15 protein-coding genes and 1 pseudogene are annotated in these 19,257 nt (G+C 74.1%); 6 read left to right on the top strand and 10 right to left on the bottom strand.

Annotated features, from left to right (window positions below; genetic code table 11):
• Positions 1-3: 3 nt before the first annotated feature.
• From JD78_RS06515 to JD78_RS06490, 6 genes are all read right to left on the bottom strand, one after another.
• On the bottom strand, positions 4-705 hold the full coding sequence (locus JD78_RS06515) for a hypothetical protein (RefSeq protein WP_153362261.1): 702 nt from the start codon (positions 703-705) through the stop codon (positions 4-6).
• Between the two features lie 10 nt (positions 706-715).
• A complete protein-coding gene (locus JD78_RS06510; RefSeq protein ID WP_194290570.1) occupies positions 716-3,088 on the bottom strand; it encodes a glycoside hydrolase family 65 protein in 2,373 nt (790 codons plus the stop codon).
• Entirely contained in the window at positions 3,085-3,816 is a 732-nt protein-coding gene (locus JD78_RS06505; protein WP_153362260.1) for an HAD family hydrolase, read from the bottom strand. The genes JD78_RS06510 and JD78_RS06505 overlap by 4 nt, the downstream gene beginning before the upstream one ends.
• A gap of 34 nt (positions 3,817-3,850) precedes the next feature.
• Positions 3,851-4,429, bottom strand: coding sequence for a MarR family winged helix-turn-helix transcriptional regulator (locus JD78_RS06500; protein ID WP_208104009.1), 579 nt, complete (start codon positions 4,427-4,429; stop codon positions 3,851-3,853).
• A 121-nt stretch (positions 4,430-4,550) separates the two neighbouring features.
• Entirely contained in the window at positions 4,551-6,230 is a 1,680-nt protein-coding gene (locus tag JD78_RS06495; RefSeq protein ID WP_153362259.1) for an amidohydrolase, read from the bottom strand.
• Between the two features lie 52 nt (positions 6,231-6,282).
• The gene (locus JD78_RS06490; protein ID WP_228395418.1) at positions 6,283-7,881 is read right to left on the bottom strand and encodes an ABC transporter substrate-binding protein; all 1,599 of its coding nucleotides are present in this window, start codon (positions 7,879-7,881) and stop codon (positions 6,283-6,285) included.
• Between the two features lie 451 nt (positions 7,882-8,332).
• Here JD78_RS06490 and JD78_RS06485 point away from each other — a divergent pair, with 451 nt between their 5' ends.
• The gene (locus JD78_RS06485) at positions 8,333-8,878 is read left to right on the top strand and encodes a YbhB/YbcL family Raf kinase inhibitor-like protein (protein ID WP_166521035.1); all 546 of its coding nucleotides are present in this window, start codon (positions 8,333-8,335) and stop codon (positions 8,876-8,878) included.
• Between the two features lie 30 nt (positions 8,879-8,908).
• Here JD78_RS06485 and JD78_RS06480 read toward each other — a convergent pair whose 3' ends face one another.
• From JD78_RS06480 to JD78_RS06465, 4 genes are read right to left on the bottom strand one after another with little or no spacing between them, the layout of a single operon-like run.
• Positions 8,909-9,646 (bottom strand): creatininase family protein, encoded by a 738-nt coding sequence (locus JD78_RS06480; protein ID WP_153361906.1) that lies wholly within the window; start codon positions 9,644-9,646, stop codon positions 8,909-8,911.
• 52 nt (positions 9,647-9,698) lie between these two features.
• The gene (locus JD78_RS06475) at positions 9,699-11,093 is read right to left on the bottom strand and encodes an amidohydrolase (protein WP_153361905.1); all 1,395 of its coding nucleotides are present in this window, start codon (positions 11,091-11,093) and stop codon (positions 9,699-9,701) included.
• The gene (locus JD78_RS06470; RefSeq protein ID WP_153361904.1) at positions 11,090-11,845 is read right to left on the bottom strand and encodes a glutamine amidotransferase; all 756 of its coding nucleotides are present in this window, start codon (positions 11,843-11,845) and stop codon (positions 11,090-11,092) included. The genes JD78_RS06475 and JD78_RS06470 overlap by 4 nt, the downstream gene beginning before the upstream one ends.
• Positions 11,842-12,864, bottom strand: a complete 1,023-nt coding sequence (locus tag JD78_RS06465) for a LacI family DNA-binding transcriptional regulator (RefSeq protein WP_153361903.1) — start codon at positions 12,862-12,864, stop codon at positions 11,842-11,844. The genes JD78_RS06470 and JD78_RS06465 overlap by 4 nt, the downstream gene beginning before the upstream one ends.
• Positions 12,865-13,031: 167 nt before the next feature.
• On the opposite strand from JD78_RS06465, the gene JD78_RS06460 reads away from it, so the two are divergent.
• From JD78_RS06460 to JD78_RS22060, 5 genes and pseudogenes are all read left to right on the top strand, one after another.
• A complete protein-coding gene (locus tag JD78_RS06460) occupies positions 13,032-14,075 on the top strand; it encodes a BMP family lipoprotein (protein WP_166521034.1) in 1,044 nt (347 codons plus the stop codon).
• A gap of 2 nt (positions 14,076-14,077) precedes the next feature.
• A complete protein-coding gene (locus JD78_RS06455) occupies positions 14,078-15,616 on the top strand; it encodes an ABC transporter ATP-binding protein (protein WP_153361901.1) in 1,539 nt (512 codons plus the stop codon).
• 134 nt (positions 15,617-15,750) lie between these two features.
• Positions 15,751-16,554 (top strand): annotated as a pseudogene (locus tag JD78_RS22850) (ABC transporter permease); the annotation flags it as partial.
• 175 nt (positions 16,555-16,729) lie between these two features.
• Positions 16,730-18,052: an ABC transporter permease gene (locus JD78_RS06445; RefSeq protein WP_153361899.1), complete on the top strand. Its 1,323-nt coding sequence runs from the start codon at positions 16,730-16,732 to the stop codon at positions 18,050-18,052.
• Complete coding sequence (locus tag JD78_RS22060) at positions 18,049-19,257, top strand: amidohydrolase family protein (protein WP_194290543.1); 1,209 nt, start codon at positions 18,049-18,051, stop codon at positions 19,255-19,257. Before JD78_RS06445 ends, JD78_RS22060 begins: the two co-directional genes overlap by 4 nt.

The raw sequence follows: 19,257 nt of genomic DNA, 5'->3' as shown, positions 1-19,257 counted from the left end.
TCGTCAGCCGGCGTACCGGGTGAGCGCGCGGTGGACGACGGCGAGCAGGCGGGCGTGGTGCTCCAGCAGCTGCGGCCGGTGGCCGTCCGGTCGGAGCGCGGCGACGTGGCCCGCTGCCGTCCAGATGTCGTCGCCGTCGTCGGTGGCGAGCAGCGCCTGCTGCAGTGCGGGGTCCCCGGCCAGCTGCGCGACGCGGTCGTCGTCGCCGAGGATGCGCCATCGTCGATCGAGTGCATCGTCGCCGGTCGCGGCCTGCGTCAGTTCCTGCGCACCGTGGCTCCACAGCCGGGCTGGGCTGACCCGGACGGCCGGCGCACCGTCGGGCAGCGGCACCGCCGTCACCGCCCACTCGGGGATCGCCCCCGTCCGCGCGCGGACCGCGATGTCGAAGGCCAGCAGGTCGAGGTCCCCCGCGGAGCCGGCGATCACGTCGCGAGGCCGGTGGTCGGCGTCGATCCGGCGGACAGGCGCCGAACGGACGAGCTCCTGGGCGACGCCGTACCGGGGACCGGTCGCCTCGACCCGCGTCCACCCGGCGCGCCAGGCCCAGTCCGCCACCCCCGGCCGGTCGGCGCTGCTGGCGAAGACGTCGTCGGCCACGCCCCGGCGGTGGCCACGGGTCATGCCCAGCCCGTTGCGACCCGGCCCCCCGAACGCCCGTTGCGGCCGCCCGACGTGCGGGTGCTCGGGATCGTCGGTCGGCACGAGGGCGTCCTCAGTCGCTGGTGGGGCGGTGCCGGCGGCGCGGCGAGGCGTGCGGGGGCTGGCGCACCGGCTCGACGTCCGGGGCCGGCGGCACGTCCCGGGTGACCGGCTCGGCGGTGACGGTGAACGGCTCGCCGTGGTGCGCGATCTGCAGCGGCTCGTCGCCGTAGACCAGCCGGTAGGTCGCCTGCTGCTGCGTGACCGACACGGCCAGGCACCGGCCCTGGAAGACCACCCGGAAGGCGAGCCGGCGCAGGCGCGGGGGCAGCCGGGGTGCGAAGGTCAGCCGACCGTCGTGGTCGCGCATGCCGCCGAACCCGGCCACCGCGACCGTCCAGCCACCGGCCAGCGAGGCGATGTGCAGCCCGTGGCCGCTGTTGCCGTGCAGGTTCTGCAGGTCGGTGAGGGCGGCCTCGCCCCAGTAGTCGTGGGCCAGCTGCAGGTGCCCGGTCTCCGCGGCCACCACCGCCTGCTGGGCGGCGGACAGCGAGGAGTCCCGCACGGTGCGCGCCTCGTAGTAGGCGAAGTCGGCGATCTTCTCCGGGAGGGTGAAGGCGTCCCCGCGCAGGTGCAGCGCCATGATCAGGTCGGCCTGCTTGATGACCTGCTTCCGGTAGATGTCGAAGTAGGGGAAGTTCAGCAGCAGCGGGTACTGGTCGGGCGCGGTGCCCTCGAAGTCCCACTCCTCGTGGTGGGTGAACCCCTCGCTCTGCTCGTGCACGCCCAGCTTCTCGTTGAACGGCACCCGCATGCTGTCGGCCGCCCGGGTCCACAGGTCGACCTCCTCGGGGTCCACCTGCAGCCGGCCGGCGGTCTCCGGCTGGCGCGCCACCGCGGCCACCGCCTCGCGCAGGTTCCGCTGCGCCATCAGGTTCGTGTAGACGTTGTTGTCGACCACCGCGGTGTACTCGTCCGGCCCGGTCACCCCGTCGATGCGGAACTCGCCCTCACCGTTGACGTGCCCCAGCGACGCCCACAGCCGGGCCGTCTCCACCAGCAGCTCGGTGCCGTGGTCCCGGTCGAAGTCGGAGTCCAGCGTGGCCCACCAGTAGCGGGCGACGGCGTCGGCGATGTCGGCGTTGATGTGGAAGGCCGCGGTGCCGGCGGGCCAGTAGCCCGAGGTCTCCTCCCCGCGGATGGTGCGCCAGGCGAACGCCGCGCCGTCGTGGCCCAGCACCCGCGCCCGCTGCCGGGCCATGTCCAGGATCGAGTGGCGCCACAGCAGCGCGTCGCGCACCGCGCCGGGAGCGGTGTAGGTCAGCACCGGGAGGACGTAGGTCTCGGTGTCCCAGAACGTGTGCCCGTCGTACCCGTCACCGGTCAGGCCCTTGGCCGGGATCGGCTGCCGCTCGGCGCGCAGCCCCGCCTGCAGGACGTGGAACATGCCGACCCGCACGGCCTGCTGCAGCTCGTCGTCGCCCTCGATCTCGACGTCGGCCTCGTCCCAGTGCCGGTCCAGCAGTTCCCGCTGCTCGGCGACCAGCCGGTCCCAGCCGGCCAGCTTCGCCGTCGCCAGCGCGCCCTCCACCTGGTCGCGGACCGCCGCTGCGGAGCGCCGGCTGGACCAGCCGTAGGCGAGGTACTTGCGCAGCCGCACCGGGGAGCCGTTGCTCAGCCGGGCGGCAAGGGTGTACCGGGCCAGGTCCGGGGAGACCAGCAGGTCCTCGGTCGCGGTGTCCGGGACGTCGACGTCGTGGTCCATCCCGGCGGCCATCCGCAGCCGGCTGTGCTGGGTGCGGTGCCCCAGGACCGCGTGCCGGCCCCGGCCCTCGTGCAGCTCACCGACCAGCGGGCGGTCCAGCGCGGCGGCCGAGCGCGGGTCGTCGCTGGAGGTGGTGATCACGTCGTCGTTGGCCAGCAGGTCCGACTGCAGGGCGATGTAGAGGTCGCCGTGGTCGTCGGTGCACTCGACCTGGAACTCGATCGCCGCGATCGACCGGCGGACCAGCGAGACCAGCCGGGTGCTGGTGACCCGGACCTCCCGGCCGGCCGGGGAACGCCAGTCGGTGACCCGGCGCAGCACCCCGGCGCGGAGGTCCAGGGTGCGCCGGTGGGCGACGACGTCGCCGTACTGCAGGTCCAGCGGGGAGTCGCCGACCAGCAGCCGGATCAGCTTGCCGTCGGTCACGTTGACCACGGTCTGGCCCATCTCGGGGAACCCGTACCCGGCCTCGGCGTAGGGCATCGGCCGCTCCTCGAAGAAGCCGTTGAGGTAGGTGCCGGGCACCACGATCGGCTCGCCCTCGTCGAACGTGCCGCGCATGCCGATGTGCCCGTTGGCCAGGGCGAAGACCGACTCGTTGACCGCCAGCGAGGCCATGTCGACGCCGACCTCGGTCAGCGACCACGGCTCGACCGGGAAGTGTGCGCGCCCCTCGGTCACGGCCGGCCCTCCAGCAGCTGCGCCAGGTCGGTCACGACGACGTCGGCGCCGCGCTCGCGCAGCTCCGCCGCCTGGCCCACCCGGTCCACACCGACGACGAAGCCGAACTCCCCCGCCCGCCCGGCAGCGACCCCGGACTGGGCGTCCTCGAAGACGACCGCCCGGGCCGGCTCGACCCCGAGCAGCCGGGCGCCGGCGAGGAAGGTGTCCGGCGCCGGCTTGCCACGCAACCCCTCCTGCGTGGCCACCACGCCGTCGACCCGGGCATCGACGAGGTCCGCGAACCCGGCGCTGGCGATCACGTGCGCCCCGTTGGCGGACGCGGTGACCACGGCGGTTGCCAGGCCGGCGTCCTTGACCGCACGCAGGTAGCGCATCGAGCCCTCGTAGACCTCCACCCCGTGCTCGTCGAGCTCGCGGAGCAGCAGCACGTTCTTCCGGGTGGCGACCGCGCGGACGGTCGCGGCGTCGGCCGGGTCGTCGGCGGTGCCCTCCGGCAGCGTGATGTCCCGGCTGGCCAGGAAGTCGCGGACGCCGTCCTCGCGCGGTTTGCCGTCGACGTAGCGGTTGTAGTCGTCGGGGCTGAACTCCCGCGCGGCCGGGTCACGCCGGCGCAGGAACTCGTCGAAGGTGCGCTTCCACGCGGCCTGGTGCACGGTCGCGGTCCGGGTCAGCACGCCGTCGAGGTCGAAGAGGCAGGCCTGGATGTCGTCGGGGAGTCCCAGCACGGATCTCACGCTACGGGCAGGAGCAGCGGCGTGCTCAGCTCACGCTCGGCCCGGGGATCTCGACGGCCGGCCGCGTGCCCTGCACCCGGGCGACGACCTTCCGCAGCGCACCGGTCAGCGCGGTGGACTCCGCGTCGTCCAGCCAACCGACCACGAAGGCCTCCTCCTCGTTGAACCGCGGGAAGAGGGTCGCCATCAGTTCCCGTGCCTGCGGCGTCAGGGAGAGCAGGACCCGGCGCCCGTCGTCGGGGTGGGCCCGCCGGTGCACCAGGCCACGCGACCCCAGCGTCTTGACCACCCCGGTCAGGGTGGCCTTCGAGATGCCCGCGTGGGCGGCCACGTGCCGGGTCTCGAGCTCGTCCCAGACCCACACCACCCACAGCACCACCCAGCCGGTCCAGGTCAGGTCGTGCGGCGCGAGGACCACGCGCTCCAGGTGGTAGCGGACCGCCGTCGCAGCCCGGTAGATCCCCTGCACCGCGGCCATGGCCGCCAGGTCGGTCCCGCCCAACGGCAGCGCCGTCATGCGGTCGGCGACCGCCCGCTCGATCTCGGCCAGTGCCTGCTGCGCCTGGACGAAGTCCGGGTCCGCGTCCGGTTCCGACCGGCTCACCGCGGGCACCTGCCCGTTCGCGAGCCGCCCTGCCGCCGCTGTCCCCGCACCGGGGCATCGTACGGTCGCGGTCCAGCGTGGCCCGGGCGCCGGCGGGTCCACCGGCGCCCGGGCAGCCCGCTCAGGCCGGCACGACCGAGGCGGCCTCGTACACGACCTCTCCCGCGAACCAGGTGGAGAGGACCCGGGTGCCCGCGATCTCGGCGGGCTCGATCGCGAACGGGTCCCGGTCGATGACCACGAAGTCGGCGCACTTGCCCACCTCGAGGGAACCGATCTCGTCGTCGAGGCGCGCGGCGACCGCCCCGTTGAGGCTGAAGGCGCGCAGCGCCTCGGGCACGGTGAGCGCCTCCTCGGACCACAGCGTCCCCGGGAAGCGACATCCCGGATCGGCCCGGGTCACCAGCCCGGCGATGCCCAGCCACAGGTTGGGCAGGGGTTCCACGGGCCAGTCCGAGCCGCCCGCCACCAGGACGCCGCGGTCGGTCAGCTCGCGGTTGGGGTGCATCCGCGCGGTGCGTTCCTCGGTCAGCACCTCGGAGATGGCCGAGACGATCACGTTGGGGTACCAGAGGAACGGGGAGATCTCGGCGACCACGTCCAGCTCCGCCATCCGCACCCGGTCCTCGGGACGGACGAACTGGCCGTGCGCGATGTGGAAGCGCACGTCGGCGAAGCCCTCCCGGCGCATGACCTCGAAGCCGTCGATCGCGGCACGCACGCTGGCGTCACCGGCGCAGTGGATCTTGGTCGACCGGCCGTTCTCGCAGTTGTGCCGCAGCACCCCCACCAGCTCCGCCGGGTCCATGGTCACGTGCCCGCAGTGGTGGTCGCCCCACTGCTGCGACGGCACGTACGGCTCCTCGAACGCCGCCGTCTGCGCCGGGGGCACGCCGTCCAGCGCGAGCTTGACGAAGTCGGTGCGCAGCAGGTCGGACCCCAGCTCGTCGGCGAGCGCCTCCAGCGCGGCGACGTCGTGGCCCGGGCGTCCCGGGCCGGGGTTCCACAGGCACGAGGAGATGTGCAGCGTCAGCTCGCCGGCCTCCTCGAGGGCATGGCCGGTGACCAGGTCGGCCTCCCGGATCAGGGCGTCCTGGATGCCGGTCACCCCGAAGCTGTTCAGCACCTCGATCCCCTTGCGGGCGAACTCCAGGTGCTCCTCGGGCGTGGGTGCCTGGGCCTGCGCCAGGTAGGTGCGGACGGTGTCGGTGGCCCGCTCCAGCAGCACCCCCAGCAGCTCGCCGGTCCGCGGGTCCTGCAGCGTGCCCTCCGGGTACTCCCCGCTGCCGTCGACGACCATGCCCGAGACGCGCATGCCCTCGGTGTTGACCCAGGCGTTGTGGTGGCTGTCGTCGTAGAGGTGCACCGGGTGCCCGTGCGACACGGCGTCGAGCCGGGCCCGGGCCGCGAGGCTGGAGAGCTGGGGCAGCAGCGTGCTGCCCCAGCTGCCGCCGGAGACCCACGCCCCCTCGGGCAGGTCCCGGGCGAAGGTGTCGACGGCGGCCAGCACCTCGTCCAGGCTGGCGTGGGAGGGGAACACCAGCTCGCGCAGCACCATCATGCCGCCGTGGTTGTAGTGGCAGTGCGCGTCGAACAGCCCGGGGACGACGGAGGCGCCGCCGAGGTCGTGCACCGTCGTCCCGGGGCCCACGTGCGCATCGAGCTCGGCGTCGGCCGCGGCGACGGCGGTGATGCGGCCGCCGGTCACGGCGAGACCCGCGTAGAGCCGGTCGTCGCCGGCCGCGGCGGTGAACACGCGCGCGTTGCGGATCACCAGGTCGGCGGGGGCGGTGGCGGTCATGCGTGGTCCTCTCGGGTGGGGGTCGGGGTGGCCGCGGGGAACGCGTGCCGGGTCATCGGTCCTGTTCCAGCCAGACCTCGTCCCACGGGACGACGGTGTTGATCGACAGCGACGGGATCTGGGTCGTCAGGCCGGGGCCGTGCACGCCGTCCACGGAGACGTTGGTCGGCGCGAAGGCGAACCCGAAGGTCCCGTAGGCGTTGTCGCTGAGGTACCGGGCGATCTCCTGGTACAGCTGGTCGCGCTCGTCGAGCTCGGTGGTGGCGACCGCCTGGTCGAGCAGGTCGTCCAGCTGCGGGTCCTCGACCCCGGAGTACGGGGAGGTCGACTCGAAGCGGAAGGCGACGCCCGTGCCGACCGCCGGGTCCCAGGCCCCGGCGGTCCCGATCACCGCCTGCCACTCCTTGCTGGTGAGCCGCTGGATCAGGCTGCTGCCCGGGAACGTCACCAGCTCGACGTCGATGCCGGCCTCCTCCCACTGGGTCTGCAGCGCGGTGGTGATCTGGGTGGCCGTCTGGATGGCCGGGGTGTCCAGCTGCACGGTCAGACCGCCCAGCTCCGACACCAGCTCCTTCGCCGCCTCGAGGTCGTACGTGCGGTAGCCCGGGGTGGTCGGCTCGTAGAAGAGGTCGACGGGTGTGGTGAAGCCCTGCACGATGGTCGGCTCGCCGCCGAAGAGGCCCTCGTTGATGGCCTCCCAGTCGGTGGCGAGGTAGATGGCCTCGCGCGCCCGCTGGTCGTCGAAGGGGGCGATCCGGGTGTTCATCTGCACCAGGTAGGGCGACGTCCCCGGCTGCACGACGGTCTGCAGCTGCGGGTTCGCTGCCGCCTGCTCGATGATGGCCGGGGAGGTCATCCCCTCGTAGACGTGTGCCTGACCGGCCAGGAGCGCCTGGAGGGCCGGCTGGTCGCCCCCGATGGAGGTGAAGGTCAGCTCGTCCAGGTAGGGCCGCCCCTCCTCGAAGTAGTTCGGGTTGCGGACCAGCTCCAGCTCCGTGCTCGGCTGGTTGCTCACCACGGTGAACGGGCCCGCGCCCACGGGCTCGATCATGAACCGGTCCGGCCCCAGCTCCTCGAAGGCCGACGGCGACGCGATCCAGTTGACGTTGGTGGCGGGGAAGCCGTTCAGCAGGGCCGCGTTGGGCTGATCGAGGTGCACCTCGACGGTCAACGGGTCCGGGGAGGTGAACGGCTCGTCGTCGCGCAGGTCCCACCGTGGCGCGCAGGTGCACGTCGCGGAGCTGGCGCGCTCGAAGTTCCAGATGACCGCGGCTGCGTCCATCGGGGTGCCGTCGCTGAACTCGATGCCCTCGCGCAGCGTGATGGTGAGCGTGCGGCCGTCCTCGCTGAGCACTCCGCTCTCGGCCTGGTTGCCGACGACCGCGGCGTTGCTGCCGTCGTCGTCGGCGCGCATGAGGAACAGCCCGCCGAAGATCGCCTGCATCTGGTTGGACGTGGCGCTGCCGTTGGTGTTGGTGGCCGGGTCGAGTCCGGTGGGCCAGGCACCGGCGAAGCCGGCGTCCTCGAGGACCTGCAGGCTGCCGCCGCGCTGCGGCGTCGCGTCCCCCGCCACGGCGGTCCCCTCGACCGCTCCCCCGTTCCCGGAGCTGCACCCCGTGGCGGCCAGCAGCACGGCCAGCACCGCGGTCACCAGCCTCGCTGGGGACGACGTCCTCGCCCGGGAGGGCGTCCTGCCTCTGCTCGTCATCCTGTCGTCCTCACTCTGGAGAGGTCACTCGTGGAGTCCGGTCCGTGCGCGGGGCTCGCCGTCCGGGCGTCGCCAGGGGAAGCCGCGCCAGATCGTTCGGGGCCGAACGACATGAAAGCTAGGAGGCTCCGTGGGCTGTGTCAAGGATCACGCCGGCAACTGCGCCACCCCGGTCACCGGCCCCCTGCCCCGGCTTCGGGGCTCCCGCCCGGAGGGCGATCGGTGACGCGCCAACCGTGACTGCTCGGGCCAGTTGTTGGGGATAACGGTCGAAGCGGGTGAGGGCTCGCTGTCGACGCGCAGGTGCCGTGCGGGCTGCCTAGGGTCGGGGCTGGCGCGGCACCCGCTGCTCCCCCGGCACCGACCGGGCAGCTCCCAGCCCAGGAGACCCCGCATGGCCGACCGGCCCTCGCCGCCCAGCCCCTACGACTTCCTCCCCCAGGTGCCCTCGTTCACCGTCACCAGCACCGACGTCGCGCACGGCGAGCGGCTGGCGCGGGCCCAGGTCAGCGGCCTCATGGGCCCCGGCGGTGAGGACGTCTCCCCCCAGCTGTCCTGGTCCGGTTTCCCCGAGGGGACCAAGGGGTTCGCGGTCACCGTCTTCGACCCCGACGCGCCCACCGGCAGCGGGTTCTGGCACTGGGCCGTGGCCGGCATCCCCGCCGCGGTCACCGAGCTGCCCAGCGGCGCCGGCGACGACGCCGGTTCCGGTCTGCCCGAGGGCGCGGTGCAGCTGCGCAACGACGCGGGCCTCGCCCGGTTCGTCGGCGCCGCCCCGCCGGCCGGGCACGGCACGCACCACTACCACGTCGTGGTGCACGCGCTGGACACCGACGACCTCGGCGTCCCGGCCGAGGCCACCCCGGCGTTCCTCGGCTTCACCCTGTTCAGCCACACCCTCGCCCGCGGGGAGCTCGTCGCCACCTACAGCGTCGACTGAGCCCGGTCGCGCTGGGCCGGCGGCACCGGCTCAGCGCGGCGGCAGGCCGGCGACGAAGCCCGCCAGCACGTCCAGGCAGCCCTGGAGCGTGGCCGCCAGCAGCGTCTCCCCCTTGGCCGCCGTCGCGGTCCTCGGGTCACCGAAGACGCCGGACGCCGAGAACGGGTGGAGCTGCATCGGCCGGGTGCCGAAGTCGGTCGGGAAGTCCGGGTACTCGGCGACGTACCGGTCGGTGCGCACCATCGCAGGGTCGATCGCGAGCACGAGGGAAGTCTCCACCTCCTCCGCGTGCGCCAGCCCCGGGGCCGCCTCCCGGCTCTCCCGCACGGCTTCGATGGCGGCCGCCATGCCGGGGTGGTCCAGGGTGATCGCCGGGATGCCGTCGGCGGCCAGCGTGCGCATGGCCGAGTACAGCGGGCCCCGGTTGCCCCAGTCCCCGTTGACCACGACCAGCGCCCGGCCGCCGGCGGCCGAGACCGCCCGCCCGACGTCGACCGCGATCGCGGTGACCGTGCCCGGGGCGAGGGAGACGGTTCCCGGGTAGCCGGCGTTGTTCCAGGTGTCGCCGTAGTGGACGGGTGGGAGCAGCACGGCGTCCAGCCGGCCGGCCAGCCGGTGGGCCAGCTCGACCGCGGTCAGCGTGTCGGTCGACAGCGGCAGGTGCGGACCGTGCTGTTCCAGCGCGCCGAACGGCAGGACGGCGAGCCCGCTCGGGCCGGCCAGGTGCGCCGCGACGTCCGGCCAGGGTGACCGGGCGGCGTCGATCACCGGGCCGTCCCGGTGCGGCGGCCCCCGGTGCGGCGGCCCCCGGTGCGGCGGCTCACGGGGCGTAGTCCTGGATCGTCCGGCCGTGCGCGGTGTCGGTGAGACCGGGCAGCCGCGCGTTCAGCTCGGCGATGGTGTCGGTGAGGTCCATCGTGGTCAACGCGCCGTCCCGGACCACCACCCGGCCCTCGACCAGCACGGTGGTGACGTCGCTGGCCCGCACGCTCAGCACGAGCGCCGCCGCCAGGTCGTGCATCGGCTGCAGGTGCGGCTTGTCCAGGTCGAGCAGGACCACGTCGGCCCGGAAGCCCGGCTGGATGGCGCCCAACCGGTCGCCCAGGCCGAGGGCAGCAGCACTCTGCCGGGTGGCCAGGTCCAGCGCGTGCGCGGAGGTCAGCCAGGTCGCGTCCGCGTGCACCATCTTCTGCACCAGCGAGAGCACCCGCATGCTCTCCAGCACGTCGAGGGTGTTGTTCGACGCCGGCCCGTCGGTGCCGACACCGACGGTGATGCCGGCGTCGTGCAGCATCCGCACCGGGGTCTCCGAGTGCGCGTGCTTCAGGTAGACCTTGCTGCAGGAGGCGACCGCCACCCGGTCGGCGAAGGGGGTCAGCCAGCGCAGGTCGTCCTCGATGATCCCGGTGCCGTGGGCGATGATCGCGCCGGCCTCCAGCACACCGGTGTCGTGCAGCACCTGCACCGGGGTCACCCCGCGCCTCGCGAGGCTGGAACGGGTCTGGGACATGCTCTCCGCCGCGTGCACGTGCACCCGGACGCCGAGCCGGCGGGCGTGCTCGGCGGTCGCCTCGAGGTCGGCGTCGTCGACGGTGTAGGTCGCGTGCGGCCCCATCGCGGTGGTGATCCGGCCGTCCGCGGCGCCGTTCCACCGCTCGGCGAACTCCGCGGACCGGGCGATGCCCTCGGTTCCCTGGCTGGAGAAGTAGGTCGAGGCCAGGAGGGCGCGGGCGCCGCTGTCGGCGACGACCTCGGCGATCCGGTCGGCCATGAAGTAGTGGTCGGCGAAGCTGGTCACCCCGGCCAGCAGCATCTCCCCCACGGCCAGCCGCGCCCCGAGGGTCACGTCGCGCTCGGTGAGGTTCACCTCCATCGGCCAGATGTGCTCGTTGAACCAGGAGGCGGTCGGCACGTCCTCGGCGGAGCCGCGGAACATCGTCATAGGTGAGTGGGTGTGGGTGTTGACCAGGCCCGGGACGGCCACCTGCCCCCCGGCGTCCAGCACCGTGGCCCCGGCCAGGTCGACCGGGTCGACCTCGCCGGTCGGCAGCACCCAGGCGATCTCCCCGGCGGTGATGCCGATGGCGTGGTCGGGGAGGAAGGTCGCGGTGCCGCGGGCGGCGGTGTCCTCGGCCGGGAGCGCGGGGTAGCCCGCCGCGGGCCGCGTGGTGCCGGTCAGCACCGTGGCGTGGGTGATGATCGTGTCGACGGTCATGCGATCTCCTCCCCGGACAGCCAGCGCACCGTCCGGTCGAACAACGTGGGGTAGTGCGCCCAGCCGGTGAAGCCCGGGGGTGCCCAGTGCGGGGCGAGGTCGGAGGTGAAGGCCGCCGTCCGGCCGGCCCCGTGGGCGCCGACCACGAGCAGCGGGTGCCCGGCGCACTCGGCCAGCACCGCGGCCCCCGGGCGGGCGAGCACCTCGTTGAGCCCGAGCAGCGCCGGCCAGGTGGCGGGCAGGCCGGCGGTGACCGGGTGGTCACCGACCCGGGTGGGGGCGGCGCCGGCCGGCAGCTCGACCCGGTCGTCGCGGTCCAGCACGGTCACCGGCAACGCCTCGGCCAGCGGGGTGCGGCCCCAGCGGGCCCGCGCGTCGATGCCGGCGAAGGTCAGGTAGCCCCCGACCATCAGCAGCCCGCCGCCGGCGGCGGTGAAGTCGCGCAGCACCACCGTGCGGTCGGGCTGCGCCAGCGAGCGGGTGAACGTTGCCGGTGGGAGCTGGAAGGTGTTCGCGCCGACATCGGAGACGACCACGACGTCGGCGAGCTCCCGCAGCTGTGCGCCGGTCCCCGGGACGACGTCGACGATCTCGTGCGCGGGCACGTGCCGCACCTCGTGGCCCCGGCCGCGCAGCGCCACGACGAACTCGGCACCGCCCAGGGTGAACTCGCTGGTGGTGAAGCTGTCCACGCCCTTCTGGTGGATCGAGTGGACGAACCACGACTCCCCCAACAGCAGGACCCGGGTCATCGGGCCGGCTCCGTCGCGCGGGGCGCTGCCACGGTGCCGCGTTCGACCAGCTCGACCGGCAGCGGGGAGGGCGGATCGGGGTCCTCCCCCGCCATCAGCCGGATCAGCACCTCGGTGGCCAGCCGCCCGACCTCGTCGATCGGCTGGCGCACCGTGGTCAGCCCCGGGACGACGCGGTGGGCCAGCGGCACGTCGTCGAACCCGACCACCGAGACGTCGGCTGGCACCGACAGCCCGGCGGCGCGCACGGCGTCGATGACGCCCAGCGCCATCACGTCGTTGCAGGCGAACACCGCGGTGGGCACGCGACCACGGGCCAGCAGCGCGGCGGTGCGCTCGGCGGCCACCCGCTCGGTGAAGTCCCCGTCGATGACCGCCGCGCCGGGCAGCACCTCGCCGAAGCCCGCGACCCGCTCCTCGGCCGACCGCAGCCCGCGCGGCCCCGTCACCACGGCGACGTCGGTGTGGCCCAGGCCGTCCAGGTACCGGCCGACCAGCCGGCCGCCCTCGGCGTGGTCGGCCCCGACGAAGGGGAGGCCGGCCAGCGCCGGGGAGGACTCGTCGGCCAGCACGATCGGGTAGGCGCCGGCCAGCCGCTGCAGTTCGTCCTCCCGCCGGACCTCGCCGGCGACGTAGACCAGCCCGTCGATGGAGCGGGACCGGAGCAGGTCGAAGTGCCGGACGTCCCGGCCCGGGGCCACCCCGGAGCTGCTGAGCACCACGCCGTACCCCTCGGCGTCGGCCGCCCGTTCGACGCTGACCGCCAGTCGGCCGAAGAACGGGTCGGACACGTCGGGCACGACCAGCCCGAGCATCCCGGTCCGGCCGCGCTGCAGCGTGCGCGCCGCCGACGACGGGACGTAGCCCAGGTGCTCGATGGCCGCCTGGATCCGCTCCACTGCCTCCCGGCTGACCGGGCGCTTGGCCGACAGGGCGTGCGACACCGTGGTGACGCTGACCTGCGCAACCCGGGCGACGTCTCGGATCGTCGGCGCGTGCCGGGGTGTGTCGGGGGCCATGCCGCCATGCCTACCGCGAAACGTTTTGTCCACACAAGAGCAGCGGCGATTCGACCTCTTGCCTGGGCTGACTGGGGAAGATTGTTGCTTGGCAGAAACATCGGCGACACGGAGCAAAGCGATTTGCGCTCTAGCGTCGGGCGTCCACCGCGATGAAGGAGAACCCCGTGCGCCACGCCCTGCCCTCCCGCCTGCTCACCGCGGGCAGCATCGTCCTGGCCGCGACGGTCGTCCTGACCGCCTGCGGCGGGAAGACCGCGAACACCGCCACCGACGCCGACAGCGGCGCCCCCAAGGTCGCCATGCTGTACGGCACCACGGGCGACTACTCCTTCATGGACAGCGCCTACCGCGGCTTCACCTCCGCCCAGGACGAGCTCGACTTCACCCCGCTGGACTTCTCCAGCCCCAACACCGACGACTACCAGGACCGCCTGGACCTGGCGATGGCCCAGGGGGCCGGCCTGGCCATCGGCATCGGGTTCCAGTACGTGACACCGATGACCGAGACCACCGACCACCCGGACACCCGGTTCGTCGCCGTCGACGCCGACCGGGGCACCGAGATCCCTGGCGTCACCACCATCAGCTTCGCCGCCGAGCAGTCCTCCTACCTGGTCGGGGTCGCCGCCGCGCTCACCTCCACGACCGGGCACATCGGCTTCGTGGGAGGCGTGGACCAGCCGAGCATCCAGAACTTCTTCGTCGGCTACGAGGCCGGCGCCCGGAGCGTCGACCCAGACATCACCGTGGACGCGACCTACCTGGCCCCGCTGGGCGACTTCACCGGCTTCTCCGACCCGACGAAGGGCAAGGAGGCCGCCGCCTCGCTCTACGCCGACGGCGCCGACGTCATCTACGCCGCGGCCGGCGGCTCGGGCCAGGGCGTCTACGAGCAGGCCGCCGCCAGCTCCGCCGACCGCAAGAACTGGGCCATCGGCGTGGACGGTGACGTGTACGAGCAGGTCGACGACTCGATCAAGCCGTTCATCCTCACCTCGGCGATCAAGAACGTCGACGTCGCGGTCGAGGACTCGATCGCGGCCTTCCTCGACGGGTCGCTCGAGGAGGGTGAGCAGACCTTCGACCTGTCCAACGACGGCGTGGGCTACACCACCTCCGGGGGCTTCCTCGACGGCATCGCCGACCAGCTGGAGCAGGCCGAGCAGTCCATCATCGACGGCACCGTCACCGTTCCCTCGGCGGTCTGAGCGTGGTCGAGCAGGAGGCGCTGGTGCGCCTGACCGGCATCGTCAAGCGGTTCGGCACGTTCGTGGCCAACGACCGGATCGACCTGGCCGTGCGGCCGGGCACCGTGCACGCCGTGGTCGGCGAGAACGGCGCGGGCAAGTCGACCCTGATGAAGATCCTGGCCGGTGAGGAGCAGGCCGACGAGGGGACGATCGAGATCGCCGGCCGGTCCGCGCGGTTCCGCAACCCCCGGGACGCCCAGCGCGCCGGGATCGGCATCGTGCACCAGCACTTCCTGCTCGCCGACGCCCTGCGTGTCTGGGAGAACGTCGTCCTGGCCGACGAGCCCGGCAGCCGGTTCCGGATGGACGCCCGGGCGGCCCGGGCCCGGGTGGCCGAGCTGGCGGCCGAGCACGGCTTCCCCATCGACCCCGACGCGGTGGTCGGGGAGCTCGGGGTCGGGGCACGCCAGCGGGTGGAGATCCTCAAGGTGCTGTACCGGCGGGCGCAGGTGATCATCCTGGACGAGCCCACCGCGGTGCTGGTGCCCAGCGAGGCGCAGTCGCTGTTCGCCGCGATGCGCGCCTTCACCCGCGTCGGCGTCGCCGTCGTCTTCATCTCGCACAAGCTCGACGAGGTGCTCGACTTCGCCGACGAGATCACCGTGATCCGCGCCGGCGCGGTCGTCGGGCACACCACGCCGGCGCGGACCACGTCGCGCGAGCTCGCCGCGCTGATGGTCAAGGTGGCGATGCCCAGCGTCGCGCCCCGGGCGGTGGCACCGGGGACCGACGTCGTGCTGGCCGCCGACCACCTCACCGTCGCCGCGCCCGGGGAGGTGCCGGCCCTGGACGACGTCTCGCTCCGGGTGCACAGCGGCGAGGTGCTCGGCGTGGCCGGGGTCGAGGGCAACGGGCAGTCGGATCTGCTGATGGCGCTGCTGGGCCGGGTGTCCAGCAGCGGCACCGTGCACATGGCCGGCGCCGACGTCACCGCGCTGACCACCGAGCAGCGCCGGGCCCGCGGCATGGCCTACGTGCCCGAGGACCGGCACCGCGACGGGCTCGTGCTGCCGTTGCCGCTGCGGGACAACGCCGCGCTGGGGCAGCACTCCCGGCCGCCGGTGCGCCGCGGCCCGTGGTTCAGCCGCGCGGCGGCGACCGCGCTCGCCGCCGACGTGATCGCCCGCTTCGACGTGCGCGGCGGGACCCCGGCCACGCCGGCCGCCGCGCTGTCCGGCGGCAACCAGCAGAAGTTCATCGTCGGCCGCGAGCTGGGGTCCGACCCCCGCGTCCTCATCGCCGCCCACCCCACCCGGGGCGTGGACGTCGGCGCGCAGTCGGCCGTGTGGGCGGAGCTGGTGCGCGCCCGGGACGCCGGCCTGGGCACACTGCTGGTCTCCGCCGACCTCGACGAGCTGCTGGCCCTCTCCGACCGCCTGCTGGTGTTCTACCGCGGTCGGGTCGTCGCCGAGCTCGACCCGCGCACCGTCGACGCCACCGAGCTGGGCGAGCACATGACCGGGGCGCGGCAGGCGCCCGGACGCGGACGTGCCGCGTGAACCGCGCGGCAGCGACCGCCCGGCGGACGGGGTTCACCGCCGCCGGCCCGGTCATCTCGGTGCTGCTGGCGCTGCTGGTCACCACCCTCTTCCTGACCGCCGGCGGCTATTCGGCGTCCTCGGCCTACTCGGTGATGTGGGACTACGGCACCCAGCCGGCGTCGCTGGTGTCGGCGCTGAACAACGCCGTCCCGCTGTACCTGGCCGGCATCGCGGCCGCCTTCGCCCTGCGGATGGGCCTGTTCAACATCGGCATCGACGGCCAGTACCGGGTGGCCGCGCTGGCCGGGGCGGTGCTGGCGGCGAACCTGCCGCTGCCCCTGGCCCTGCGGCTGCCGATCACCCTGCTGTTCAGCTGCCTGGTCGGCGCGCTGTGGGCGCTGGTCCCGGCGCTGCTGCGCATCCACCGGGGCGTCAGCGAGGTGATCACCTCGATCCTGATGAACGCCATCGCCACGACGCTGGTGGCCATCCTCCTGGCCGACGTCTTCCGCTCCGGCAGCGGGCAGAACACCGGCTCGGCGGTCATCGACGCCGGCGGGCTGATGCCCGACGTGCTCGACCTGGGGCTGGGCAACCGCACCACCGTCTCCGGTTTCGTGCTCGTCGCCGTCGCCGTCGGGGTGCTCTTCCACCTCGTGCAGGACCGCAGCGTCGGGGGCTACACCCTGCGGGTGGCCGCCCTCTCCCCGGAGGCGGCGGAGTCCGCCGGCATCCGGGTCGACCGCCGGGTGATCGGTGCGATGCTCGGTTCCGGTGCCATCGCCGGGCTGGTCGGGCTGCCGCACGTGCTGGGCGTGGCGCACCGCTTCGACGGCACCCTGCCCACCGACCTGATGTTCACCGGTCTGGCCGCGGCGCTGCTGGGCCGGTCGCACCCGCTCGGGATCGCCCTGGGCGCGTTCGTGCTGGCCTTCGTCGAGCGCAGCTCGCAGGTGCTCGGCCTCGTCGACCTGCCCACCGAGGTGGGCTCGGTGTTCCTCGCCGTGATCCTGCTCAGCTCGGCGATCGGCTGGTGGCTGGCCGAGCGCGCCGACCAGCACCTGACCCTCCGGGCCGCCCTCCGCCGGCGGCGGACCGGCACCCCCGACCGCGCCCCCGTGGAGGCCGCCCGTGAGCACCCCGCCGGTCCCCGCTCCCCCACCGGACGGCGGTACCGCAGTACTGCCCGCCGACCCGACCGCGACCACGACCACGACCGCACCGGCCTCCCGCCGCAGCCCGCTGCGCGCCGGGCTGCTGTGGACCCTGCTCGGCTTCGGGCTGGTGGTGATCGCCTCCTATGCCGCGTCCGCCCCGGGCATCGCCGCCTCGTCGACCTGGGGGTCGGCGCTGCGGTTGACCGTGCCGATCGCCGTCGTCGCCGTCGGCGGGCTCTTCTCCGAGCGCGCCGGCGTGATCAACGTCGGGCTCGAGGGGATGATGATCGGCGGCACCTGGATGGCCGGCGTCTTCGGCTGGCTGTGGGGGCCGTGGGCGGCGCTGGCCGGCGGCGTCCTCGGCGGCCTGGTCTTCGGTCTGCTCATGGCGGTGCTCTGCATCGAGCTGGGGCTCAACCAGCTGGTCGTCGGCGTGGCGATCAACGTGGTCGCCGCCGCGCTCGCCCGGTTCGCCTCCGACATCGTCTTCACCGGCGTGGCGGGCGGGTCGATCTCCCGCTCCCCCCGCATCGACGGTTCGCTGCCGGTGCTCGGCGTCCCGTTCCTCTCCGGTGGCTGGGGCACCCCCGACCTCACCCGGCGCATGGAGGAGTCCGGGCTGCCGGTGGTGGGCCAGCTGGGCGGCATCGTCGGTGGGCTGACCCGGGACGTCTCGCTGGCCGCGGTGCTGGGGCTGCTGCTGGTGCCGCTCACCGCCTACGTCCTCTGGCGCACGCCCTTCGGCCTGCGCTGGCGCGCCGCCGGGGAACGCCCGGCAGCGCTGCAGGCGCTGGGCGGGCAGGTGCACCGCACCCGCTGGGTCGCCGTGCTGGTGGGCAGCGGGCTCGCCGGGTTCGCCGGCGGCTACCTGGTCCTGATCTCGCAGGCCTACGTGGAGAACCAGACCGCCGGCCGCGGCTTCATCGGGCTGGCCACGCTCATCTTCGGCAACTGGATGCCCTCCGGGGTCTTCTTCGGCGCCTCGCTGTTCGGCTTCAGCGACGCCGTCGGGCTGGGCCGACCACCGACGTTCCGGGCGCTGCTGCTCGTCCTGGCGGTGGCCTTCCTCGCCCTGGGCGCGCTCCGGCTGCGGCGGGGCGCGGCGCGGGCCGGGCTCGCCCCGGTGGTGCTGGGCGGGCTGCTGCTGGTCGCTTTCCTGTTCGTGCCGCTCCCCTCCGGCCTGGCCACGGCCGCGCCCTACCTGGTCACCCTGGCGGTGCTCGTGGTGGCCGGCACGGCCATGCGCCCGCCGGCGGCGCTCGGCACGCTGTTCCCGCGGTCGGGGGTGCGGTCGTGACCACCGGCGGCGCGCTGTCCGGGGTCGCGGTCTGGGACGGCACCGACCACCGCGGCACCGGGACGGTCACGTGGTCCGCCGAGGGCGCCCTCACCGCCGTCGACGCCGCCCACGACGCGGGTCCGCCTGCGCGGTTCACCGTCCTGCCGGGGCTGATCGACACCCACGTGCACCTCGTCGGCAACGCCTCGGCCCGGCCGGCGGACTTCCTGACCTGGCCGCTGATGACCCGGCCGGAGGAGCAGGTGCTGCACGCCCTCGCGCACGCCACGGCGGCGCTGCGCGCCGGGGTGACGACGCTGCGGGACCTCGCCGCCGACGACGTCCAGTTCTCGCTGCGCCGGGCGCTGGACGACGGCGTGGTCACCGGCCCCCGGCTGCTGGCCCACGGCATGGTCGGGATGACCGCCGGTCACGGCGACATGTTCATCCCGCCGGCCGCCCCGGTGCGCAAGCCGGTGGCCGACGGCCCGGACGCGTGCCGGGCGCTGGTCCGGCACTGGGCCCGGGCCGGCGCCGACGGCATCAAGATCGCCACCAGCGGCGGGGTGCTGTCCGTCGGCGACCGGCACGCCTGGCGCAACCACACCCGGGCGGAGATCGCCGCCATCGTGGACGAGGCGCACGCCCTCGGCATGCGGGTGGCCGCCCACGCGCACACCGAGACCGGCGTCGACGTCGCGCTGGCCGAGGGGGTGGACTCGATCGAGCACGGCACGCTGATGACCGGTGCGCAGGCCGAGGCCGCCGTCGCTGCCGGGGTGACGGTCGCCCCCACGCTGCTCATCAACGACCGCATCGCCGAAGGGCTCACCGGCAGCGGGCCGGAGCAGGTGGCCAAGGCGGCCGAGCTGGTGAACCGCCGGGACGCGCGGCTCCGCGCCGCCGCCGACGCCGGGGTCGACTTCGTGCTCGGCACCGACGCGAACGGTCACCACGTGCAGTTCGGTGACCAGCTGGCGGAGGTGCGCGCCATGGTCACGGTCTTCGGCTGGTCGCCGGCCCGGGCGCTTGAGGCGGCGACGTCCCGCGCCGCGGCCGCGATCGGCCGGGCCGGGCAGCTCGGTGTCCTGGTCCCCGGCGCGGCCGCCGACCTGGTGGTCGTGGACGGCGACCCGACCGCGGACCTCGCCGCGCTGGACGTCGGGCGGATCGTCGCCGTCGTCTCCCGCGGCCGGGTGGTGCACGGGTCGCTGCCGGGGTGA

The sequence above is a fragment of the Modestobacter roseus genome, assembly GCF_007994135.1.
GTDB lineage: Bacteria > Actinomycetota > Actinomycetes > Mycobacteriales > Geodermatophilaceae > Modestobacter > Modestobacter roseus.
The sequence above is the reverse complement of the archived record's forward strand: the minus strand, read 5'-3'. Positions and strand labels throughout refer to the sequence as shown.